This is a genomic window from Belliella calami (genome assembly GCF_022549695.1).
Classification (GTDB): domain Bacteria; phylum Bacteroidota; class Bacteroidia; order Cytophagales; family Cyclobacteriaceae; genus Belliella; species Belliella calami.
Map to the genome: position 1 here is coordinate 363,849 of NZ_JAKZGS010000002.1, position 22,860 is coordinate 386,708.

Sequence of the window (22,860 nt, forward strand, 5' to 3'; positions counted from 1 at the left end):
TAAATGAATCTTGAATTTAATGTTTTTTCTTTAACACTTCTTATTTCTGGACTGATCGTAACAGTTTTATCATCCATTATTATCTTTAAGTTAAGTGATTATGTGAGATGGTTTGCATTTACAATGCTGTTTGTATCTATTTGGTCTATAGCTTATGGTTTTGAACTAGCAAGCATATCTTTAGATTCTATGCTTTTTTGGATAAAAATCGAATACATTGGAATAGCTTTGACTCCAGCTTCTTGGCTATGGTTTTGTTTCAAATATTCAGGACTGGAAAAATGGCAAACAAAAAAATCATTTTTCTTAATTTCGATTATTCCATTGACAACTTACCTGATGGTTTTCACAAATGAATACCATTCATTTTATTATGAAAGTGTAGAAGTTTTCGTGAATGGTCCTTTCCCTTTGTTAAAAATTACACCTGGCCCATGGTATTATGTGCATATGGTCTATTTTTACATCACTCTAGGTATTGGTAATTTTATTTTGTTCAGTAGGTTCAAAAACACAGAACCAATCTTCAGAAAGCAGACATACATCATTATAGCGAGCGGTCTCCTCCCATGGATTATCAACATGATGTATCTATTGGGCTACAGACCATTTGAACTCATAGATTTGACTCCTTATTCTTTTCTATTTCTGTATATTGTTATAGGGTTAGGGCTTTTGAAATTTGACCTTTTTGACATAAAACCAATCGCAAGAGACAGGGTGATATTTGCAATGACCACGGGTATAATGGTTCTCGACCCAAAGAATAGAGTTATAGATTTCAACCCATCCATGTTGAGGATATTGGGCAACCCTAAAAAAAACCTAATTGGGGAATCTATCAAGAGCATTTTTTGTGATTATGATGAAATAATCATCAGGGCATATGCACAACAAAAATGTGTAATAGATATGCGCATGCACTTTTCGTTTACTCAGAGGAATTTCAATATCAAATTCATCCCTCTTCAAAATAACAAAAGTATTTTTAGTGGCTTACTACTTCAGTTTGATGATGTAACTGAAGAAAAAAACATCAAAGAAAAACTAATTGAGCAAACCAATGAGCTTCAAAAATTAAATAATCTAAAAGACAAGTTGTTTTCAATTATTTCCCACGATTTGAAAGGGCCTATTTTAGGGATAAGGGATTTAATCAAACTGACAGCTGATGGCACTATAAGCCAAGAAGAGTTTACCAACATACTACCAGAAGTTTCCAAAAATATGGATTCGGTATCTCTTCTTCTAGAGAACTTATTAGCTTGGACTTCAACTCAGTTGAAGGGAGAATTTGTAGACAAGAAAAAATTTAATCTCACAAAACTAATAAATCAGCAGTATTTACTTTTTGAAAATTTGGCAAAAGAAAAGAATATTGAGTTTGAAATAAAAGTTGAAAACGACCTATTTGTGTTTGCAGACAAGCATATGATAGATCTAGTTATCAGAAACTTGATTAGCAATTCATTGAAATTTTCAAACAATGGTGATTTGATTTCTATTCAAGCCACCCAAAAAGAAAATGAAGTACAAGTAAAAATCATAGATACAGGCGCTGGTATCGCTCAAGAAAACCTGGAAAAACTTGAAAAGGGATTAAGTTTTACTACCACTGGTTTGAGAAACGAGACGGGGACAGGCCTAGGTTTGATCCTTGTAAGAGATTATATCGGAAAAAATGGCGGAGTTTTGCAGATTGAAAGCGAACTGAATTTAGGCAGCAAGTTTGAATTTTCCCTCCCACTTATAAATGAGGAAGTATCACTTTAATTCTACTAAGAATTGTAATGTGTCGATACCATCAGCATAATCTTCAAGATTCGGGTTTTGCGCCAAACCAAAACCTGTACTCCCAAAGTACCATTCATCTTTACTGACAATGCATTGAATTTTATCTTTTATTATCGAAAGATCTGAGCTTAGGGAACCTATGCTCTCATAAATTTCAAAATACAAGACTGAAATGGGTGAAACCAAATCCTTGCTTTCTTTCAATAAAAGGAAGCCATTATCAAGATGATCCTCACCATTTACCAAGTAAATAGATTTATTGTAATCATAATTATTGATGTATTTGTGGTTGCTGGCGATAATTTGAAATCCATTTATAGCATCCAAAAAATCGATCAAAACACTTTTATTGGGTACATAAATTTTTGACACATTTCTACATCCTAATCCAAAATATTGAAATATATCTTTTGCCAAGGCAACAAAGTCTTCAGTTTTTTCATTGCCATTCAAAATACCTATGGAAGTTCTATTCTTTCTTATTATACTAGGATATTTGCCAAAGTAATAATTGAAATATCTAGCCGAATTATCACTTCCTGTGGCAATGTAAGCATCTTTTTGTTTAAGCATTTCCTCAAATCTGATAAAATCCTCAAACAGTGGCTGAATGGAAATCAATTCATTTGTGAGCCACTTTATCAAAACAGAATCTGAAGAGCTAAGTTTAACTGAGGCTATATGGCCCGAAATCAAAACACACAAAAGATCATGAAAACCTACAGCCGGAATATTTCCTGCCATAAGGATCCCAATTTGCTTGGGTTGCAGAATTTCTTCAATTGAGTAATTCTTTACCCAATTGCGAAGATTTTCCAAATTCAAAAAAATCACCAAACCTTCCAAAGCTGACTTGGTATGTTCGGAAGTAAACCAACTGTTATTATTCTCAACTCTCCACGCCAGCGCTTCAAATTCATCAGATTTGAGGTTGATTATTTTTTTTCCTAATTGATCGAAGGCTAAAATTCTTTCTTCTAATGTCATTTCACTATCTTTGAAGCGCAAAGTTATCTTATTTAGGAGAAAAAAATCTTAGTTAGATTAAATATAAATTATTTAGCATAACAACTTTTTGTTGGTGGTTATGTTATTTGCGTATTAATTTTGAATGAAAATAATAAAAAAACAAAAATAAGCCATGGCAATAATGATTACGGATGAATGCATCAATTGTGGTGCATGTGAACCAGAATGTCCGAATACAGCAATATATGAAGGTGGGATTGAGTGGTCTTGGGCAGGTGGTACTACTTTAAAAGAAGTAACACTTCCAGATGGTTCAGTAATAGATGCAACAGAGAAACAAGAACCAGTTTCAGATGAGTTCTATTATATAGTTACTGAGAAATGTACTGAATGTACTGGATTTCATGAGGAGCCCCAGTGTGCAGCAGTATGTCCTGTAGACTGCTGTGTGGATGATCCTGATCACCGTGAAACAGAAGAAACACTTCTTGAAAAGAAAGTATTCATGCATGGAGAATAAAAGAGGGCAAGCCCTCTTTTATTGATTTTGGGCAGATTCAATTGATTTTAAACAGTTTATAGATAAAATTCAGCATGTTATGTAAAAAAACTGAATTAGCTATTGAATTTCTATGATGAATTCATTTATCTTGCCTCCTGATTTAATTCCTAAATACAAACAACAAAAACTTAGGGCTGTGGAAGACAACAGAGGAAATGACAGAGAAGAGATCTTCTCGAAGAGAGTAAAGGCTGGTAAGAGAACCTACTTCTTTGATGTAAAATCAACCAGATCAAACGATTATTATCTTACAATCACAGAAAGTAAAAGAAGAATGAATGGTGATTCGTTCACTTTTGAAAAACACAAGATTTTCCTTTACAAAGAAGATTTCGGGAAATTTATCGAAGCTTTGCAAGGTGCTGTAGATCATGTAAAAACTGACCTTTTACCTGATTTTGATTTCTCTCAGTTTGATGAGCAAGAAACAGAATCTGAATATGATGATGAACTGAAGTGGGATTAATCCACTTCTGAACCCTCATATCATAACCGAGAAAGAAACTAAGAATAGACAATAAAATTGTCTATATTAGGAAGATGCACCCTCATCTTTCGTTGGTTTCTTTCTCTTTTTTATTTTGATCCATGAAAAAAGTATTCATTTATGTTTCAATTTTCACCATTCTATTATTTGTAATAGGTTGGTACTTTTCCAATATTGCTTTTTATGTTGTATTTTCAATAATCCTATCGGCGGTACTCCGACCCCTGACCAACCGAATAAATTCTATCCACCTTATGGGAAGACACATTCCAAGGTGGTTTGCAGTTATTGTTTCTTTTTTTGTTATAGTAAATTTAATTGTTATAGCAGGGCTGTTGTTTGTACCGTTAATAAGCACACAGATACAAGTTATTGCTACATATGATTTAGAATTTTTGTACGAACAAATACAGAATCCTGCAGGAAAAGTTGAGGACTTGCTCATTAGGTATCAATTAATCAAAAGTGAGCCGGGGTTCCTGATCAAGCAAGTAAGAGAAAACTTAATTTCCAGCTTTAACATTATCAATATCCAAGGATTTGTAAATACTGTTGTAAGCACTACAAGCAATATTCTAATTGGAGTAATGGCAATCACATTTATCACTTTTTTTCTTTTGCTCGAAAACGGATTACTCAGGAGAAACATTATTAACTTGGTTCCAAATTCCTATTTTGAGCTCTATGTATCTACTTTCAACAAGATTGAAATGTTGCTGTCCTACTATTTGATAGGATTGCTGATACAAATGTCAGCGATCTTTACCATAGCATCAGTTGGTTTGTCAATTTTGGGGATAGAGTACGCATTGACTATTGCATTCTTTGCAGCAGTTGCCAACTTGATCCCATACGCTGGACCTATTTTAGGGGCTACATTTGGTGTATTGGTTGGATTGACTACATCGAGTTTTGGTGAATCTACCGATGTCACATTGTTTATTATCAAGATTCTATCAGTTTTTTCGGTAGTTCAATTGACCGACAACATCATTTTACAGCCTTTGATTTTCTCTAAATCTGTAAAAGCGCATCCACTTGAGATATTTGTTGTTATCTTTGCGGGAGCAAAAATCGCTGGGATTCCTGGAATGATCTTCGCAATACCAGTTTATACCGTCTTTAGAGTAGCAATCATGGAATTCTACAAAGGGTATAAAGCATATAAAATATTTAAATTATAAAAAATTCATAATGGCTTTACAGTGTGGCATCGTTGGATTACCCAATGTTGGAAAATCAACCCTATTTAATGCTTTATCAAGTGCAAAAGCGGAAGCAGCAAATTTCCCTTTCTGTACAATCGAACCAAATGTCGGTGTCGTAACAGTACCAGACAGAAGACTTCAAATTCTCGAAAATCTTGTTTCTCCCCAACGTGTATTACCTACGGTAATTGAGTTTGTGGATATCGCTGGCCTTGTGAAAGGAGCGAGTAAAGGAGAGGGGCTTGGTAATAAATTTTTGGCAAATATCAGAGAAGTTGATGCCATTATTCATGTAATCAGATGTTTCAATGACGACAATATTGTGCATGTGGCAGGGGGTGTCGATCCTGTATTCGACAAAGAAGTGATTGATACAGAGCTTCAGTTGAAAGACTTGGAGTCTGTAGAAAAGAAAATCCAGAAAGTCGAAAAAATCGCCAAATCAGGAGATGCTAAGGCTAGAAAAGAATTGGAGACTTTGATGCTGTTCAAAAACGCATTGGTAGGTGGAAAAAATGCTCGGGCAGTAGATGTGGAAAAAGAAGATTTGGAAGCTGTGAGAGACTTACATCTTTTGACAATAAAACCTGTATTGTATGTCGCTAATGTTGACGAAGAAAGTATCTTGACAGGAAATGAGTTTGTAGAAAAATTAAAGGAAGAAGTTAAAGAAGAAAATGCTGAGGTTATCATTTTGTGTGCGGCTTTGGAAGCGCAGATAGCAGAATTTGAAGATGCTGACGAAAAGGCAATGTTCCTTTCAGAATACGGATTGGAAGAAAGCGGACTGAACAGATTGATAGCTGGAGCTTACTCTCTCCTTAATTTAATTACCTATTTTACGGCCGGAGTACAAGAAGTTAGGGCATGGACGATAAAAAAAGGCTGGAAAGCTCCACAAGCCGCAGGTGTAATTCACACTGACTTCGAAAGAGGATTTATCAAGGCAGAAGTGATCAAACTACCTGAATATGAAAAGTTTAAAACAGAAGCTGCATGTAGGGAAAATGGTAAAATAGCTATCGAAGGTAAAGAATATATTGTCCAAGATGGTGATATTATGCATTTTAGGTTCAATGTATGATAAAACTTTGAAAAAAATTTGTACTTTTGCAAGAACCCGTAATTAAAAAACACAAATCAAATTATCAATTCAAATTAATTAATTGTTTCAATTTTATTTTTAAAAACTGTGAGAATAAGATTAATATTTTCGTTAAAGAACAAAGGTGCTTATTTACCATTTCACCACCAGTACATTCTGGCGCAATTTCTCAAAGGTCTCATCGTAAAAGGTGGACGTGAGGAGTTTTTCAACTACAATTACTTCAACTTCTCTGGTCTAAAAGGACAGACCAAAGTTAGTAGAAGCGGATTACATTATTACTCGAGCTTAGTCACTCTAGTGCTTTCATCACCCAATGAAGAATTTATTGACTATCTACTTGAGCAAGTATTTGCAACTCCGAAAATTGAGCTTGGAAATCTTGTTATCTCTCCTGAATACACGGAGCAAGAGACAGAGCCAGAATTAGAGACTTCGAACAAGTTCGTTTGTATCTCTCCTTTGGTATTATTGACACCATCATTCAATGATGAGTCAGGTAAAAGATTTATCAATCCAGATTCAGATGAATTCTCTGATTTGCTTTATGAATCTACCTTGACCAGAATGGAAAGATCAGGTTGGTATTCCCAGGAGCAGATGGAATCATTCTACAAGTTTCAAGTCGTGCCTGACATGAATTATGTAAATAAGCTAAGAGAACAGCAAAAGAAATTTGCTAGAATCTATTCTGTTTACGACATGGATGTGAAATATGAAGTTAGAGGATATACACTTCCTTTCACTTTGTATGCGGCTCCAGAAGTACAGGATTTCGTGTTCAAATGTGGATTGGGTGCATTTACCCACAAAGGCTTCGGGATGCTAGACTTAGCAAACCACGGTCATAACCAAAGAACCGAACCTTACAAATTCAAGAGAGAAGGATTTATTCCTTACAAAGCTCAAGAAAGAGTGAAACCTCAAGAAGGCGAAGGAGAACAAGGAACCGAAGAAGCTTAATTGCTAACTTAAATAGCCCAATCAATCGATTGGGCTATTTTTTTTGGTTGAGTTAAAAAAAACGCAATAATGAATTCAATTTTAAAACTTTTTCCTCACTTCTAAAACTTGAATCTTCAATTTAAAGTCTCCTTTTATTAGGGTTGAGGTTGATGTATCCTACCAATTCATCATACCTAGAGCCCAAATCCCTGAAATAAACAAAGATCTCATATTCGTTTTCAGTTTCAAAATGATCACCTTCTATAGCTGACATGTTCCACCCATCCTCTGTCAAGTATCCAAATTGATAATCATACCATCCTTGTTTTAATAATAAAGTTGTCTGATAGGTTTTTGTCTTTGAGTTCAGTACCATTTTGGCATCTGGATGAAAACCCCAGTTTGTCAGACTCCCGATTAGATACGGGGTTTCTTTTATCCCTTCAGAAGCTAGGTTGAACGTAGCCAAAATATATTCTCCTTCCAGGTCATGGTTTTGTCTCTCAAAATTAAAAATGGCATATTGGCCGTTTAGATCCATGTATTGGGAATATACAGCGGTCGGCCTTGCCTTCTCTGTCAACACCTCTGCAAATACAGCGTCCTCTTCCATTTCAATTTTGGCTACATTATTCCCTCTTGCTCGGACATAGCGTAGATCTACAAACCTAAATTCATTTCCAGCAAAAAAAGCATTTGTCCCATCGAAAAGCTGATACTCTACTGACTTCAAATCCTCTCGAACCATAGTCGGAACAAGGTCTGTCTTTACATTATCCCATCTTTGATTTTGACGAATTAGCACTTTTAGGCTATTTCTTGGATCCAAGACTTCCCGTGCCTTATAGTTTATATTCAAATTGATTTGCTGTTGTTCCCTCCTAAATTCCGTTTGACTAGGTGGTACTACCTTTGCCCCTATTTGTATTGAGTTATCAAAAACCATAAACCTTTTTGTAATGATTGTTTGGTTTTTATCCCTTGCTCTGTAGACTTGGACAACATAATTTCCACTTTTTGTAACTCTAGGCAAGACAAAATTGAAGTGAATATAAGGGATCCTAGTATCTATGGAATAGTTGTAATCGTTGACATTAAACTCATTAAATTGATCTAAATAATCATTCTCCTTCAAATCAGAAGGTGTCCAGTCCATATCACAATGTATAATCCTAGCTGAATACATATCGGGATCATATGCAATATCATCGAACGACAACAATAAAGGTGTAGCTGCTTGCAATGAAATGGAAGGTGAACTCATTTGACTACCAAAGTCTTGTGTTTGTGGAAAAAGCCTCACCGATTGAATATTTTCTTCGAATACTTTATCAACCAACACATCTTGTGCTATAGCTTGTGAGATTGAAATAATTAAAAAAGTGAATAGTAGAATTTTTTTTGACATCTTCTGTTGATTTAAATTAATCTTCTGATTAGATCTTTTTTACAGTCTTATCCAATGTAAACATTTGTTTGTTTCTTAACAAAAATCAGGAAACTGAAATAATTGTAAAGAATTAAACGAAAAATAATGCCAAACTCCAAAAAAGGAATTTGGCATTCAATAAAGTTATCGATTTCGCTTAATTCTCGGCTCAATGCAATGATTTAATTTGAAAGATTTCGATTAGGATACTTGCTCTTGAAGATCTTCTATAGCTTCAACCAAATTTTCCCATTCTTTATTTTGAGAAGCTTCTTTTGATTTTAGATTTGTATAATCCTGATTCAACTTCTCTAATCTTTCTATATCCGAATAAACTTCTGGTTTGGCCATTTCTGCTTCCATTGCAGATTTCATAGCTTCAAGTTTAGAAATTTCAAGTTCGATTTTCTCCAATTCTTGTTCTTTTTTCTTCAATTCCTTTTTCAGTAGATTAGATTCAGGGCTACTGACTTCACGTTTCTTTGGCTCGACCTTTGGAGCATCAACTTTCACTTGTTTTGGTAAGCTTGTTACTTCCTGCTTTGCTTTCCAGTCCACATATTCTTGATATGTGCCTAAATACTCTTTTATTTCATGATTCTCAATGTACCAAATCTTGTTTGCCACACCTTTTATAAAATGTCTATCGTGGGAAACAGTAATAAAAGTCCCCTCGTATTGCTCCAAAGCTTGGATCAATATATTTACAGATTGCATGTCCAGGTGGTTGGTAGGCTCATCAAGAAGAAGAAAGTTCGCTTCTGAAATTAAGGTTTTTGCTAGCGCTACCCTTGATTTTTCGCCACCTGACAGAACCTTGATTTTTTTAAAAACATCATCATTTGAAAACAGAAAGCAACCCAAAACACCTCTTAACTCTTGTTCTGTCTTCTTTGAGCCTGCTTGCCCCATCTCTTGAAGAATTTCATTATTGACATTCAAAGCCTCCAATTGATGCTGTGCATAAAAAGACTTGATCACATTGAAACCGTGTTCCCTTTTGCCTTCTATCGGTTCGGTACCATCCACAATTCTTAACAAAGTGGACTTTCCTTTTCCGTTGGCTCCTATCAATGCTATTTTATCACCTCTCTCAATTCTTGCTGTAGAATTTTTCAAAATGACTAGATCTCCATAAGACTTTGAGACATTCTCCAAAGAGACTAATTCCCTACCTGATTTTTGTGAAAACTTAAATTTGAAATTAACAGAAATATTATCATCAACCACTTCATTTACCCTATCCAATCGATCCAGTGCTTTGACACGGGATTGTACCTGATTGGACTTTGTGGCTTTGGCACGGAAACGCTCTATGAACTTTTCCGTCTGCTTGATCATTTGCTGTTGATTTTCGTAAGCATTTTGCTGGATTTCCATTCTTTCCTTCTTTTCCTCTTTGTAGAAAGAATAATTTCCAGAATAAAGTGTCAAACTACCATGCGAAACCTCAACGGTGGATTCTATACAATTATCTAAAAAATCTTGATCGTGAGATACAACAATAACAGCACCCTCGTAGGTTTTTAAATAATTTTCTACCCATTGAATAGAAGGTAAATCCAAGTGGTTGGTAGGTTCATCAAGCATCAATAGAGAAGGCTTTTCCAAAAGAAGCTTAGCGAGCATCACACGCATTCTCCAACCTCCGGAGAAAGTCTTTAGTGGTCTCTGCAAATCCTTTGTATTGAAACCTATCCCTTCTAGTACTTCCTCTGCCTTTGCTTTGATTGTGTAGCCTTCATTGGCTTCAAATTGATCCTGAAGCTTAGCCAGCCTATTGATTATCTCGTCAGAATAATCTGTTTCCATGAGCTTTAGAACAGCATCAATTTCCTCTTGTAACTTTAAAGTATCTTTAAATGCTTCCAAAGCAACATCCAAAATCGAGTCTTCAGATTGGTAAGAAAGCAGATCTTGGTTCAAAAATCCAATGCTACAATCTTTAGATTTTTGAATATCCCCCGAAGAAGGTTGATAGTCGCCATTGATGATTTTTAACAAAGTTGACTTGCCAGTCCCATTGAGACCAACTAGTCCTATTTTGTCTTTTGGTTTTATATGTAGAGAAGCATTCTCATAAAGTGCCCTGCCTCCGATGAAATACGAAAGATTATTGATAGATAACATGGCGCAAAAATAGGCAATCTACCATTGATATAGAAAGATGCTGTAAAATTTAAAGAAAATGATGATATTTATTACTTATGTAAATCAATTAACCATGCTCAAAAACATCCTTCTCTTACTTGCTATGATGATTTCCATAGCTTGCAATGGTCAAAATAAAAATAATTATATCCAATTAGAAACCATAAAACTCCCTCCAAATTTTGAGATTTCGGTATGGGCAGAGGATGTTCCTAATGCAAGGTCCCTAGCTTTGGGTGATAATGGAACCGTATTCGTAGGAAATAGACAGGGAGACAAAGTATATGCACTCAGGGATAATAACAAAGATGGAAAGGCCGATGAAAAATTTATCTTAGCAGAAGGACTCAGAATGCCAAATGGGGTTGCTTTCAAAGATGGTCATTTATATGTGGCAGAAGTCAGCAAAATCCATCGCTTCAAAGACATTGAAAAAAAACTATCGAACCCAAGTTCAGAGGTGATTTTTGATCAGTTTCCTGACAAAGCACATCATGGATGGAAATTCATCGCATTTGGGCCTGATGGAAAATTATATGTCCCTATTGGAGCACCATGTAACATTTGTGAACCTGAAGAAATATTTGCCAGCATCACAAGAATAGATGTGAATTCAGCTTCCATCAAGCCAGAGATATTTGCAAAAGGTGTTCGTAATTCGGTAGGTTTTGATTGGCATCCTGTCACGAAAGAATTATGGTTTACAGACAATGGGCGTGATATGATGGGTGATGACATCCCTGATTGCGAGCTTAACCATGCTCCGCAAAAAGGAATGCACTTTGGCTATCCATATTGGCATGCAGGAGATGTCAAAGATCCTGAATTTGGAAATAAAGGGAAAGAAAAAAATGCTTATACTGCACCTTCTGCAAAGCTAGGTGCACATACTGCTCCTTTGGGAATGCGCTTTTACACTGGCTCTCAATTTCCTGAAAAATTCAGAAATAATATCATCGTAGCCAAACATGGATCTTGGAACAGAAGCAAGAAAGTAGGATATCAGCTGACAAACATTACAGTAGATAAGCAAAACAAAGTCACAAAAGAAGAAGTATTTGCTGAAGGTTGGCTGGATAAAGATTCCCAAGAAGTCTGGGGAAGACCGGTGGATGTGCTTCAACTCGCTGATGGAAGCATCTTGGTGTCTGATGACATGTCTAATTGTATCTATAGGATCAGTTATAAGAAGTGATGATTTTAGAATGTAGATTGAAGAATTAAGATTTAGAACGACAATGATTTCTTGATAGAAAGCTATCAGTAAATTAGGTTATTGAGGGATTAGGATGTGAGATATGGGAAATGAGAGGAATCTCTGACAAGAAGCAAGAGAGACGAGAAGCGAGAGTCAGAGAATCGAGAGGCAAAAGACACGTGTTTGAGACAAGAGTGTGAAACGAGAAGCAAGAACCGGGAACATGCCCTAGGGGGGCTTATGATCCAAGCATCGGGTCATGACCCGATGTCTAAAAAGAATTCAATTATGTTTGCCCTGAAAAGCCTGTCTCGCGTCCTTATCGGGAGGCAATTGAATGGCTAGCGGAAGTACATAGAAATCAATAAAAAAAGTATCAAGTAATTTCAGGAGGTAATACTAACAAAAATTAAAAAAATATGGACAATAGAAACGTCAAAATACTCAGAAAGAAGCCTTTTGATAAAAAATATGATTTTTTTTCTTTGGATGAAAACGTTAGAGTTTGTTCAAAATGCAAAACTACAGTTGTTGAGTTTACCAATTTGTCCAATGAAGAAATTTTTATCCATATCAAAGCTAGTAATCAAGAGGTTTGTGAAAGATTATGCAAACATCAAAACAATCTTTTTTATGATGTGTTAAGGACTTACAGACATTCTCTAACTTTTATAATTTTAGCAGGATTTTTTTTGTTTGCGGGATCTGAAAAATCAATTGCAAAAAATCAATTTACGCATACCAATAGTGTCATAATAAATCAGAGCTATGACAATTTAGAATTTCAAGTACTTAAAAATAACAATACGGAAAGTCAAATTCAAGGTATAGTTGTAGATAGCCATTCAAAAAAACCCCTTCAAGGTGTAGCTATACTAATTCAAAAATCTGTTGTTGGAACTGTTACTAGTAAAAATGGGGAATTTAATCTAGCTGTTCCTGATCAATTTAATAAAAAGAAAGTAAAGAGATAAAGATTTTTAGGATGTGACAAAAATTCAATAATTATGGCCAATAAAAATCTAAAAATATCAATTAAGAACCCCTGTGATAAAAAATGGGATTCTCTTTCTATCAATGAAAATGGTGGATTTTGTTCAAAATGTAAAACGACAGTACTCGATTTTACAAATTTATCGAATGAAGAAATTCTTCAATACATGAACAAAAGCAATCAAAAAGTTTGTGGGAAAATAAACAAACATCATAAAAGTCATCTTTTCGATACAGCGAGAACATATAAGCACTCTTTAGCATTTAAAGTAATAACAGGACTATTCCTATTTGCTGGGACTGATAAAATCAACGCCAAAAATCAAATTCCTCAAGATAAAAATTATACAATAGGACAGACTTCTCAAGAATTGCTCAGGATAGATTTTCAAGTTCTAAAAAATAATAATTCAGAAAGCTTTATTTCAGGTAAAGTAATTGATGCAATTACAAGAGAGCCAATACCTGGAGCAGTGATTTTGCTTAAAAACACACAAGTAGGAACCACATCAAGTATTGAAGGAAAGTTTAAAATTGATATCCCAAATGACTTGAAAAGAAAAAAAAATGAAATAGAAGTTCGTTTCATTGGTTATGAAACTATTTCAATGAAATTTAAAAAAGATCAACTCCCAATATTTCAAGACTTTGAAATGGAGGAATCCAAAGAGGAATTGATTGGCGAGATTATCATCATACAAAACAGAAAAAGATGGTGGCAGTTCTGGAAAAAAATATAAACTACTCTCCTACTAATTCCAATTATTACTCTATTTTCCTTCCAAAGTTACATTTTGGAATAGGGTTTGCACTTTTCTGAGTAGCACTATTGAAAAAACATTTGTTTAATCAATCAACTACTACCATGAAAAAGTCAATAATGATTGGTCTCCTAAGTATAATTATGCTTTGGGGATGTTCACCCACCACTCAGGTTACCGCAAGTTGGAAAGCTGATGAAGCGAAAACGAATTACTCCAATATATTTATAGCAGCATTGTCGGAAGATTTGCAAATACGGCAAAACCTAGAAAATGAATTTGCATCAAGGCTACAGAACCGTGCTGTTGTTACAACTAAAAGCTTGGACGTACTCTCTCCTGACTTCTTTGATTCGGGTGAACCAAGTAAGGATCAAATTCTAGAAGCAATGCAAACCAATAATTCTGAAGCTATTCTAACGATCACATTGATCGATGTAGAAGAAGAAGAACGTTACGTTCAAGGTGGCCCTGTCGGTCCTGGGTTTGCTCCAATGGGCAGATTCGGTTATTATGGGAATTTTGGAGGATACTTTAATCACTGGCATGGTGCAGGATGGAATCAGGGATATTATACAACTGACAAAAAATATTTTATGGAAACAAATCTGTATGATTCAGAATCCCTAAAATTGCTTTGGTCCGCACAATCGAGAACATTGAATCCTGACGATATCAGTGGATTTGCTAGAGAATATGTGGATGCATTGAAAAAAGAATTAAGAAAAGAAGGATTAGTGAATTAAAAAAGGCGGCCTAAAATGGTCGCCTTTTATTTTTAAATTCCAATATTCAAATTTCTACTCCAACCATTCAGGTTTTGTTGTGACAATATTTGCTTCCAATTGGTTGAGCAAATTATAAACTCCAAAATAGGTTCTATTTATATAAAGACCATGTCTAGAACCTCTAGCTTGTCTTGATTTTCTGAACATCTTATCATTGGAAATTCTATCTCCCAATTTGAATATCTGCTCAAAATAATCGTTATCGGCAAAATCAAAGGTATCGACGTGGAAAGGTTTCCCCAAAAGAGAAATCATTTCCTTAAACACACCTTTGAAATAAATCTTTTCTTCAGGAGTATCCTTATCACTGATAAATTCCAATCCATAGAAAATTTCATTTAGCTCATCTTCATTGATCAACAATTCTCTTTTGATCAACGAAAAATAACCTTTATAGAAATCCTCTGGAATCACTTTAACACAACCAAAATCTATGATACCCAATTTTCCATCATTCTGGATTATAAAATTCCCAGGATGGGGATCTGCATGAACTTGCATTAGGTTATGAACTTGATGGTGATAAAAGTCCCACAAGGCCTGACCTATTCTGTTTTTATCTTCTTGAGAAGGATTGGTTTCAAGCCATTCTTTGATATGCTTACCATCGATCCAATCCATCGTAATCACTCGCTCTGCACTGAACTCCTCATAATAATCCGGGAAATTCAAATCTTTGATATGAGAACAAGCTTTGGAGATTTCTTTTGAGCGCTTTACCTCCAAGGTATAATCTGTCTCTTCGAGCAGTTTTTCCTCAACCTCTTCCATGTAATGATCTAGTTCCTTTTCATTCATATTAAGTAGTCTCAATGCAAATGGGCGTACTAATTTCAGGTCGGAACTTACTGAGTCTGCTACTCCTGGATATTGTATTTTTACAGCTAATTTCTTACCTCCTTGCGTAGCTTGATGCACTTGCCCAATGGAAGCTGCATTTACCGCAGATTTTGTGAAAGTATCGAAAATTGACTCTGGCGTCTTGCCAAAATACTTTTGGAAAGTCTTTACTACAAGCGGGTAAGATAATGGTGGAGCACTGTATTGTGCCATTGTAAATTTATCCTGATATGCTCTTGGAAGGATATTCTTATCCATAGACATCATTTGAGCCACTTTTAGCGCCGAACCCTTCAATTCACTCAATGAGTTATAAATATCATTTGCATTGTTATTATGAAGCTCCTCCTTTGTCATCGAAGGGTTCACAACTTTTTTTGCATAATGCTTTACATAATTACCACCTACTTTGGCGCCTGTACTAATAAACTTTGCCGCTCTTTGTACTTTTGATGTAGGAATACTTTGCTGCTCTTTTACCTTACTCTCCATAATTCCTCGATTACTTGTTTTGATACATGAATTTTGCAAAATCTATAAACGTGTCCAATGCGCTTTTCCCCATCAGATCAAATGCTAAATTCACTGATTTCTCAATGGCTGCATCTGTTTTCTCAAAAGCTGGGGATGTATCATTCAGCCAAAATTGAAATACAAACCAAACCTGAAACCACAACGCATCGTCATAGCGATCACTCAAAATTGGTCTGCTTGCAATTTCTTCGGTTTCTTTACCTTCCAAAATAATCTCGTTGGCAAAATCTTTAAATTTTGATTTGAAGATTTTCACTTCTGTGGGTAAAAGACTTTTGACATCCTTTTTGTTGCCATACAAAGACAAAAGGTAAGATCTGTTTTTCTTCAATTCCTCAATCCATGTAAACAAAAAGCTTAGCAATTTCTCTCTTGCCGAATATTCTCTATAAACCTCCTGCGATTCTATACTTTCTACAGTAGCCTCAAACAACTGTGACCAAACCGCAGTTTTGATTGAGTCAAAAGAAGTGAAGTAATTATAAAAATCTTCCTCCTTCATCTTAAGATCCTTTGCAAATTTGAAAACAGATACAGGTTCGTGCCCATGTTCCAAAACATGATTAACGTAGCCCGATACAATTTTACTTTTGATATCTATTTTTGTAGTTTTCTTAGCGGTTGTTTTTTCCATGATGCTTTTATTTGCTATCATGTTAACCCGAAAAAGACACTCTAGGTTTAAAATAAAAGATAAAATAAATGGAAAACCGAAAGATTCTTTAAAACTGATTTCAGTCTACCCTTTGGGATTTTTCAAATAGGTATTAATTCTAAAAGCAAGACAAAGGAGTTTACTTTCAGTCAACCTTAAGAGCATTTTCCTAGGATTTAAACAAAACCTAAAAGAATTCAAATTGTCAACTACTTCAAAATGAAACAAATCATTTAATTAACCTTTTAGGATGCATCTTGGTCGGGAAAAAGTCAGTTATAAAAACTGTATTTTCTGTTTCATCAATGAAATAAACAATTTTTAACTCAAAATATCTATTTTCTTAATATAGGATAAATCTAAATCCTTGTTTAAATGTGGCTAAATATTTTTCTAGACTGCCTCTGCTGGGATAATTTTTTAATGTACTTGCCTTTTCAATAATTTTTCTACCAATCTCTATAGCCCTATCAAAAAATAAAGTTATCAAAAATGTAAGGCAAAACTCGATTTTGATATTGCATCATTGCAGCTTTCGTAATCACTACTTCGTACGGTTTTCCTTCACCCATTTATGATTCTCTTTTTTGAACTGCTCAATCGAAATTATTTCTTTATTAGAAATAGAATTCAAAGATTCCTCCGCTCTATCTTCCATCTCAGCTCTAATGATCAACTCTTCCATGCGTTCGAGAGTTGATGTTTTCTGAACTTTCATTAATCTTTCAATAAGTCCAAGCTTGAGTGATTCTACTTTCATGATTTTTCTTGATTTGAAATTAAAGAAAGTTAGTTTATACAAAACCTCATAAATATAACAATGCCTTTTGGAAAAAACTTACCTGCTTTTCCCAAAAGGACTTTCTATTTTTAACCAATTACTTTCTCCACCACCAAATTGTGATTGGTATAGATACAGACATCTGCAGCTATCCCGAGACTTTCTCTTACCATTTCTTCAGCCGTCAGCTGTGGAGCAAACTTCTTCAAAGCTCTAGCCGCAGACTGCGCATACATGCTTCCCGAACCTATCGTGGCTATTTCCATATCAGGCTCAATAACATCTCCTGTTCCTGAAATAATCAATATATCCTGAGAGTCTGCTACTATCATCATCGCTTCGAGTTTGGAGAGCATTCTGTCTGTTCTCCATTCTTTGGCAAGTTCCACTGCAGCCCTTTTCATATTATTCCCAAAAGCTCCAAGCTTCTCTTCAAACTTTTCTAAAAGTGTAAACGCATCTGCTGTAGATCCTGCAAATCCTGTCACAATCTTTCCTCCTTGAAGTCTTCTGATTTTATTGACACTGCTTTTTGCAATTGTATTTCCCAAAGTAGCTTGACCATCTGCACCGATCACTACTTCTCCGTTATGCTTGATAGCCACTACGGTGGTTGATTTTAATTTTTCCATTTTTTTAGATGTAAGTCACTAGATGTAAGATTTAAGATTAGAAAACCAAAATACATGTTTTCTGTAATAAAAATGAAAACCGTTCATATTAGGTGGTTTATCAATTTTGCAGCAATCTTATTTCAACTTTGTTTCAATTATATTTCTAATCTATTTATTCAATAACTATACAAAAACCAAAAAGTCCTGCGAAACAGGACTTTTTGACATATTAAATTTTTATCGATTAGATCAATATTCTCACTGGATCTTCCAATAGGCCTTTGAAAGTCTGAAGGAATGCTGAACCTACAGCTCCATCCACTACTCTATGGTCACATGACAAAGTTACTTTCATAAGATTGCCTATTACCATTTGGCCGTTTTTCACAATTACGGTTTCTTTAATCCCTCCTACTGCCATGATACATGCATCTGGCGGATTGATGATCGCAGTAAATTCGTCGATTCCAAACATCCCCAAATTAGAGATCGTAAAGGTATTGCCTTCCCAATCTTTTGGTTGCAGTTCTTTGGTTTTAGCTTTTCCTCCAAGAGATTTTGCTTCATTGGAAATCTGTGAAAGAGACTTACTATCGGCAAACCTGATCACTGGCACCAATAGACCTTCTTCTACCGCCACAGCCATACCGATATGGATATGATCATTGTACCTGATCTTATCACCCAACCATGAAGAGTTCACTTTTGGATGCTGTCGCAAAGCCGCAGCTGCCGCTTTGATCACCATATCGTTGAAAGAAATTTTCACTGGAGAGACTTCGTTCATGCTTTTCCTAGCTTCTATAGCCTTATCCATGTTGATTTCCATGGTAAGGTAGAAATGAGGAGCATTAAACTTACTTTCAGCCAATCTTTTTGCAATCACTTTACGCATTTGGGAAACTTTCTCTTCTTTGAAAGATTCTTGACCTATAGCAGGTGCTGCAGCAGTGGTAGTTGCTTTTTCTTGTGCTGATGCCTTGACAGAAGCTGGATCGAAACTCTCTACGTCTCTTTTGACTATTCTTCCACCTTCACCAGACCCTTTCACCAATTTGATGTCAACACCTTTTTCAGATGCTAATTTTTTGGCTAGTGGAGATGCCTTCAATCTTCCATCATCAGAACCATTACTATCCGAAGTACTGGATTTAGCTGGCTCTTCTGATTTTTTAGCCTCTGATTTCTTTTCTTCAGTCTTCTTTTCTGGAGCTTTTTCTTCTTTCTTTTCCTCCTTTGGAACTTCCTTAGAATCACTTCCCTTGGAGCTATGCGCTTTGATCAATTTTTCAAAATCAGCTCCTTTTTCACCGATGACAGCGATCACTCCATCAATCTCTACTGCTTCACCAGCTTCAACACCTATGTGCAACAAAATACCATCATCGTAAGACTCAAGCTCCATTGTAGCTTTGTCAGTCTCCACTTCGGCAATAATGTCTCCAGCCTTGATTTCGTCACCTACTTTCTTCAGCCATGTTGCAATCACACCTTCTGTCATCGTGTCAGACATTTTAGGCATTGTGATTACTTGTGCATTGATATCAGAAGTATCTATTTTCTCTTCTTTTGGAGCATCCTCAGTTTTGGAATCTTCTTTCTCCTCATTTTCGTCCTTCTCCTCGTCTACTTCTTCTTTATCCTCTTTCTTTTCTTCCTTTGAAGTAGAAGAAGAACCACCTTCACCATTTGCCTCTTTTAGCAAATCATCAATGTTTTCTCCCTTTTCACCAATTATCGCAATCACACCGTTTACAGGTACTGCGTCTTTTTCTTCCACACCAATGTGAAGTAAAACTCCCTCTTCATAAGATTCAAGTTCCATAGTAGCTTTGTCAGTCTCCACTTCAGCTAAAATATCACCTGGTTTCACTTCATCTCCTACTTTCTTCAACCACGCTGCGATCACCCCTTCTTCCATGGTGTCACTCATCTTGGGCATTCTTATTATTTCGGCCATAAGCTTTTTAGTATCCTAGTCAATTTTTAAGCAGGTCAAAAATAGTTCTTAAATTGTCTTTATTCAAATTTAATAATAGTATTTTCATGATTAGAAAAATCAAATTATCGAGAAAGGACAAAAATGCCCCTAATTAAAGAGATAGATTACATTAATCCCAAATGGTTATTCAACGGACATTTACAAACTATCATACCAGGATTGTTTAGAAGTGTGATTTCGTTACCATTTGAAAGAGAAAGGATTGCGACACATGATGGTGATTTTTTGGATCTAGATTGGTTAAGAAAAGGAAGCAAAAAACTAGTGATAATCAGTCATGGACTTGAAGGGAATAGCAAAAGGCCATATATGTTGGGAATGGCAAATCAATTTTACGGAAAAGATTTTGATGTGGTCAATTGGAATTTTCGTGGTTGCAGTGAAGAAATGAATCAGAAACCCATATTTTACCACTCTGGAGCGACCTATGATCTTGATGCTGTGATAGATCATGCTGCTACTTCATATGATGAAATCTATTTGATAGGATTTAGCTTAGGCGGAAATCTAACACTTAAGTATTTGGGTGAAAAAAGAGCCAGAAATCCAAAGTTAAAAAAATCTATAGCCATCTCCGTTCCTTTGCACTTAGAAAGCTCCTGTATCAAAATATCTTCAAGAGAAAACATCGTTTATTCCAAAAGATTTCTAAATACCTTAAAGGAAAAAATCATCAAAAAATCACTCGTTTTTCCAGATGAAATCCCTGTTGGTCTTTTAAGAAAAATAAAAACACTGAAAGATTTTGATGATTTTTTCACAGGTCCAATCCACGGGTTTAAGGACGCCCATGATTATTATGAAAAAAATTCATCTCTTTATTTCATAGACAAAATAGAAATTCCCACTTTGATATTGAATGCTCAAAACGATCCATTCTTAAGTGAAAAATGTTTTCCTGTGAATAAGGGGAAGTCCTTGCCAAATATTTGGATGGAATTCCCTAAGCAAGGAGGCCATGTTGGATTTAGCCCTAGAAACCGATCAGAAATATATTGGTCAGAAAAGAGGGCTTTTGAATTTATAAATACAGATCTTTAAATTTATCAAAAAATCAAATTCATGTGCGGAAGATACTCACTAAGTAAAAGTAAAATAGAGCTGGAAGAAAGATTTCAGGCAGAAATGCTAGGAGATTTCAACCCACGATTCAATATAGCTCCTACCCAGTTGCTCCCTGTTTTGACGTCAGAAAGCCCAAAAGGTTTCTCGTTTTTTTATTGGGGAATCACTCCTGATTTTGCAAAGAATAAACCTGTCTCCCAAAAGTTTATCAATGCTCGCTCTGAGAGTATTAACCAAAAAATATCTTTCAAGTCTTCTTTCGAAAAAAGGAGATGTCTTATCCCAGCAGATGGCTTTTTTGAATGGAAAAAAGTCGGAAAAAAAACCAAAACTCCTTACCGGTTTACCTTATCGGATGAAGGTCTATTTGCATTTGCAGGGATTTGGGAAGAGTTTGAGAATGACAAAGGGGAATCCAACCACACATTTTTGATTTTGACTACTGAAGCAAATGGAATAGTCAAAGATGTTCATGATAGGATGCCGGTGATTCTTAAGAAAGAAGATGAAAAAAAGTGGCTAGACCCATACACTACAGAGGAAGAATTGATAGATATGTTAATTCCATACCAAGCTATAGAAATGATTACTTACTCAGTATCTCCTTTGGTAAATCAAGTTAATAATGACACAGCTTCAGTCCTAAAGAAAACATCTCCAATGGATCAATTTGGCAATTACACCCTTTTTGGCTGACGATCCCATTTCAAGGAGTTGAAAGGTAAATAAAAACATAATTCTAAACAGATTTCTTTGACAAAAAACAGCCAAAATCAGATATGACCCCATCCTAACGCCCGAATTTGCTTCGATAAAAAAATGAAATTTCTTTCTTTTTCTAAACAAATTATTCTTGAAGCTATTTCAATATTATATTTGTAAAGCATTTTAAACTATATTTTATCTAGCGTAAAACCCAATTTAAACTTACTGTTTATGAAAAAGTCCAGAATAAAAGGTGTTGGCCACTATGTACCTGATCAAATCATTACCAATGACTATTTATCTTCTATCATGAATACAAATAACGAGTGGATAGTAGAGAGGACTGGAATTGAGGAAAGGAGATGGTTTACCCCTGGCAAAGACACTGTCACAAGCATGTCACTTTCCGCATCCAAAATGGCAATCGAAAGGGCGGGAATAGAAGCAAAAGAGATAGATTTTATTGTTTTTGCGACCATCACGCCTGACTATTTTGTACCTGGGAATGGTGTACTTTTACAGCGAGAGTTGGGTATACAAGGAAAACCTGCTTTGGACGTAAGAAATGCATGTTCTGGCTTTATTTATGCTTTATCAGTTGCGGATCAGTTTATCAAAACAGGGATGTACAAGACTGTTTTGGTAGTAGGTGCTGAGATCCAATCATCAGCATTGGATAAATCTGATGAAGGACGATCTAGTGCTGTAATCTTTGCAGATGGAGCTGGTGCAGCAATCCTTCAAGCTGTTGACCATGAACAAAATGGGATACTTTCCACCCATCTTCATGCTGATGGAGATTATGCTGAAGAACTGTACCTCAAAGATCCCGGGAGCAGTCGAGAAGTACGCCTTTCACCTGAAATCATCAACGGTCCAAGTTTCAAGATGTTTATGAATGGAAACACTGTTTTCAAGCATGCTGTAGTGAGATTCAGTGAGGTGATAAATGAAGCATTGGAAGCAAATGGAAAAGACAAATCAGAAATAGACCTACTGGTTCCTCACCAAGCAAATTTGAGAATAAGTAATTATATACAACAAAAAATGGGCTTGAGTGATGAAAAGGTATTTAACAACATTATGAAGCTGGGCAATACAACAGCCGGAACTATCCCTATTGCACTAAGTCAAGCATGGGAACAAGGTAGGATAAAGGAAGGAGACTTGATAGTGCTCGCTGCATTTGGCAGTGGCTTTACTTGGGCTTCGGCTATACTTTACTGGTAAAATGGAAGAACCTGAAAAGATTGATATTGACTTAATAAAAAACA

General features: G+C 35.5%; 21 protein-coding genes. 13 read left to right on the forward strand and 8 right to left on the reverse strand.

Features of this window, described 5'->3' with window-relative positions:
* Positions 1 to 3: 3 nt before the first annotated feature.
* Positions 4 to 1,773 carry a sensor histidine kinase gene (locus MM236_RS03800; RefSeq protein ID WP_241273600.1) on the forward strand — a complete coding sequence of 590 codons (1,770 nt, stop codon included), beginning with the start codon at positions 4 to 6 and terminating at the stop codon, positions 1,771 to 1,773.
* On the opposite strand, the gene MM236_RS03805 is transcribed toward MM236_RS03800, so the two are convergent.
* Positions 1,765 to 2,781, reverse strand: a complete 1,017-nt coding sequence (locus MM236_RS03805; protein ID WP_241273601.1) for an aldehyde dehydrogenase family protein — start codon at positions 2,779 to 2,781, stop codon at positions 1,765 to 1,767. The genes MM236_RS03800 and MM236_RS03805 overlap by 9 nt on opposite strands.
* Positions 2,782 to 2,935: 154 nt before the next feature.
* Between MM236_RS03805 and MM236_RS03810 the strand changes: the two genes are divergently transcribed.
* The 5 genes from MM236_RS03810 to cas6 all read left to right on the forward strand — a co-directional run bounded on the left by MM236_RS03810 (position 2,936) and on the right by cas6 (position 7,088).
* A complete protein-coding gene (locus MM236_RS03810; protein WP_241273602.1) occupies positions 2,936 to 3,283 on the forward strand; it encodes a 4Fe-4S binding protein in 348 nt (115 codons plus the stop codon).
* Between the two features lie 178 nt (positions 3,284 to 3,461).
* Positions 3,462 to 3,791 (forward strand): DUF3276 family protein, encoded by a 330-nt coding sequence (locus MM236_RS03815; RefSeq protein ID WP_241273780.1) that lies wholly within the window; start codon positions 3,462 to 3,464, stop codon positions 3,789 to 3,791.
* 122 nt (positions 3,792 to 3,913) lie between these two features.
* On the forward strand, positions 3,914 to 4,996 hold the full coding sequence (locus MM236_RS03820; protein ID WP_241273603.1) for an AI-2E family transporter: 1,083 nt from the start codon (positions 3,914 to 3,916) through the stop codon (positions 4,994 to 4,996).
* Between the two features lie 10 nt (positions 4,997 to 5,006).
* Positions 5,007 to 6,104 carry a redox-regulated ATPase YchF gene (gene ychF / locus MM236_RS03825; RefSeq protein ID WP_241273604.1) on the forward strand — a complete coding sequence of 366 codons (1,098 nt, stop codon included), beginning with the start codon at positions 5,007 to 5,009 and terminating at the stop codon, positions 6,102 to 6,104.
* Positions 6,105 to 6,212: 108 nt separating this feature from the next.
* On the forward strand, positions 6,213 to 7,088 hold the full coding sequence (gene cas6 / locus MM236_RS03830) for a CRISPR-associated endoribonuclease Cas6 (RefSeq protein WP_241273605.1): 876 nt from the start codon (positions 6,213 to 6,215) through the stop codon (positions 7,086 to 7,088).
* A gap of 121 nt (positions 7,089 to 7,209) precedes the next feature.
* Here the strand turns inward: cas6 and MM236_RS03835 are convergent, their stop codons facing one another.
* Together MM236_RS03835 and MM236_RS03840 are read right to left on the reverse strand one after the other, a co-directional pair.
* Positions 7,210 to 8,478: a type IX secretion system plug protein gene (locus MM236_RS03835; RefSeq protein WP_241273606.1), complete on the reverse strand. Its 1,269-nt coding sequence runs from the start codon at positions 8,476 to 8,478 to the stop codon at positions 7,210 to 7,212.
* Positions 8,479 to 8,700: 222 nt separating this feature from the next.
* Positions 8,701 to 10,629 carry an ABC-F family ATP-binding cassette domain-containing protein gene (locus tag MM236_RS03840; RefSeq protein ID WP_241273607.1) on the reverse strand — a complete coding sequence of 643 codons (1,929 nt, stop codon included), beginning with the start codon at positions 10,627 to 10,629 and terminating at the stop codon, positions 8,701 to 8,703.
* Between the two features lie 124 nt (positions 10,630 to 10,753).
* On the opposite strand from MM236_RS03840, the gene MM236_RS03845 reads away from it, so the two are divergent.
* From MM236_RS03845 to MM236_RS03860, 4 genes are all read left to right on the forward strand, one after another.
* The gene (locus tag MM236_RS03845) at positions 10,754 to 11,845 is read left to right on the forward strand and encodes a PQQ-dependent sugar dehydrogenase (protein WP_439648008.1); all 1,092 of its coding nucleotides are present in this window, start codon (positions 10,754 to 10,756) and stop codon (positions 11,843 to 11,845) included.
* 422 nt (positions 11,846 to 12,267) lie between these two features.
* The gene (locus MM236_RS03850) at positions 12,268 to 12,822 is read left to right on the forward strand and encodes a carboxypeptidase-like regulatory domain-containing protein (RefSeq protein WP_241273608.1); all 555 of its coding nucleotides are present in this window, start codon (positions 12,268 to 12,270) and stop codon (positions 12,820 to 12,822) included.
* A 33-nt stretch (positions 12,823 to 12,855) separates the two neighbouring features.
* The gene (locus MM236_RS03855; RefSeq protein ID WP_241273609.1) at positions 12,856 to 13,581 is read left to right on the forward strand and encodes a carboxypeptidase-like regulatory domain-containing protein; all 726 of its coding nucleotides are present in this window, start codon (positions 12,856 to 12,858) and stop codon (positions 13,579 to 13,581) included.
* A 125-nt stretch (positions 13,582 to 13,706) separates the two neighbouring features.
* The gene (locus MM236_RS03860) at positions 13,707 to 14,348 is read left to right on the forward strand and encodes a hypothetical protein (RefSeq protein ID WP_241273610.1); all 642 of its coding nucleotides are present in this window, start codon (positions 13,707 to 13,709) and stop codon (positions 14,346 to 14,348) included.
* A gap of 54 nt (positions 14,349 to 14,402) precedes the next feature.
* On the opposite strand, the gene MM236_RS03865 is transcribed toward MM236_RS03860, so the two are convergent.
* From MM236_RS03865 to MM236_RS03885, 5 genes are all read right to left on the reverse strand, one after another.
* A complete protein-coding gene (locus tag MM236_RS03865) occupies positions 14,403 to 15,722 on the reverse strand; it encodes an ABC1 kinase family protein (protein ID WP_241273611.1) in 1,320 nt (439 codons plus the stop codon).
* 10 nt (positions 15,723 to 15,732) lie between these two features.
* Entirely contained in the window at positions 15,733 to 16,398 is a 666-nt protein-coding gene (locus MM236_RS03870) for a TetR family transcriptional regulator C-terminal domain-containing protein (protein ID WP_241273612.1), read from the reverse strand.
* A 565-nt stretch (positions 16,399 to 16,963) separates the two neighbouring features.
* Positions 16,964 to 17,179, reverse strand: coding sequence for a hypothetical protein (locus tag MM236_RS03875; protein WP_241273613.1), 216 nt, complete (start codon positions 17,177 to 17,179; stop codon positions 16,964 to 16,966).
* A gap of 110 nt (positions 17,180 to 17,289) precedes the next feature.
* Positions 17,290 to 17,832: an ATP-dependent protease subunit HslV gene (gene hslV, locus MM236_RS03880; RefSeq protein ID WP_241273614.1), complete on the reverse strand. Its 543-nt coding sequence runs from the start codon at positions 17,830 to 17,832 to the stop codon at positions 17,290 to 17,292.
* A 226-nt stretch (positions 17,833 to 18,058) separates the two neighbouring features.
* Positions 18,059 to 19,774, reverse strand: coding sequence for a pyruvate dehydrogenase complex dihydrolipoamide acetyltransferase (locus MM236_RS03885; protein WP_241273615.1), 1,716 nt, complete (start codon positions 19,772 to 19,774; stop codon positions 18,059 to 18,061).
* 123 nt (positions 19,775 to 19,897) lie between these two features.
* Between MM236_RS03885 and MM236_RS03890 the strand changes: the two genes are divergently transcribed.
* The 3 genes from MM236_RS03890 to MM236_RS03900 all read left to right on the forward strand — a co-directional run bounded on the left by MM236_RS03890 (position 19,898) and on the right by MM236_RS03900 (position 22,816).
* On the forward strand, positions 19,898 to 20,857 hold the full coding sequence (locus tag MM236_RS03890; protein ID WP_241273616.1) for a YheT family hydrolase: 960 nt from the start codon (positions 19,898 to 19,900) through the stop codon (positions 20,855 to 20,857).
* 21 nt (positions 20,858 to 20,878) lie between these two features.
* Positions 20,879 to 21,577: an SOS response-associated peptidase gene (locus MM236_RS03895; RefSeq protein ID WP_241273617.1), complete on the forward strand. Its 699-nt coding sequence runs from the start codon at positions 20,879 to 20,881 to the stop codon at positions 21,575 to 21,577.
* 240 nt (positions 21,578 to 21,817) lie between these two features.
* Entirely contained in the window at positions 21,818 to 22,816 is a 999-nt protein-coding gene (locus MM236_RS03900; protein WP_241273618.1) for a 3-oxoacyl-ACP synthase III family protein, read from the forward strand.
* The last annotated feature ends 44 nt before the right edge of the window (positions 22,817 to 22,860 follow it).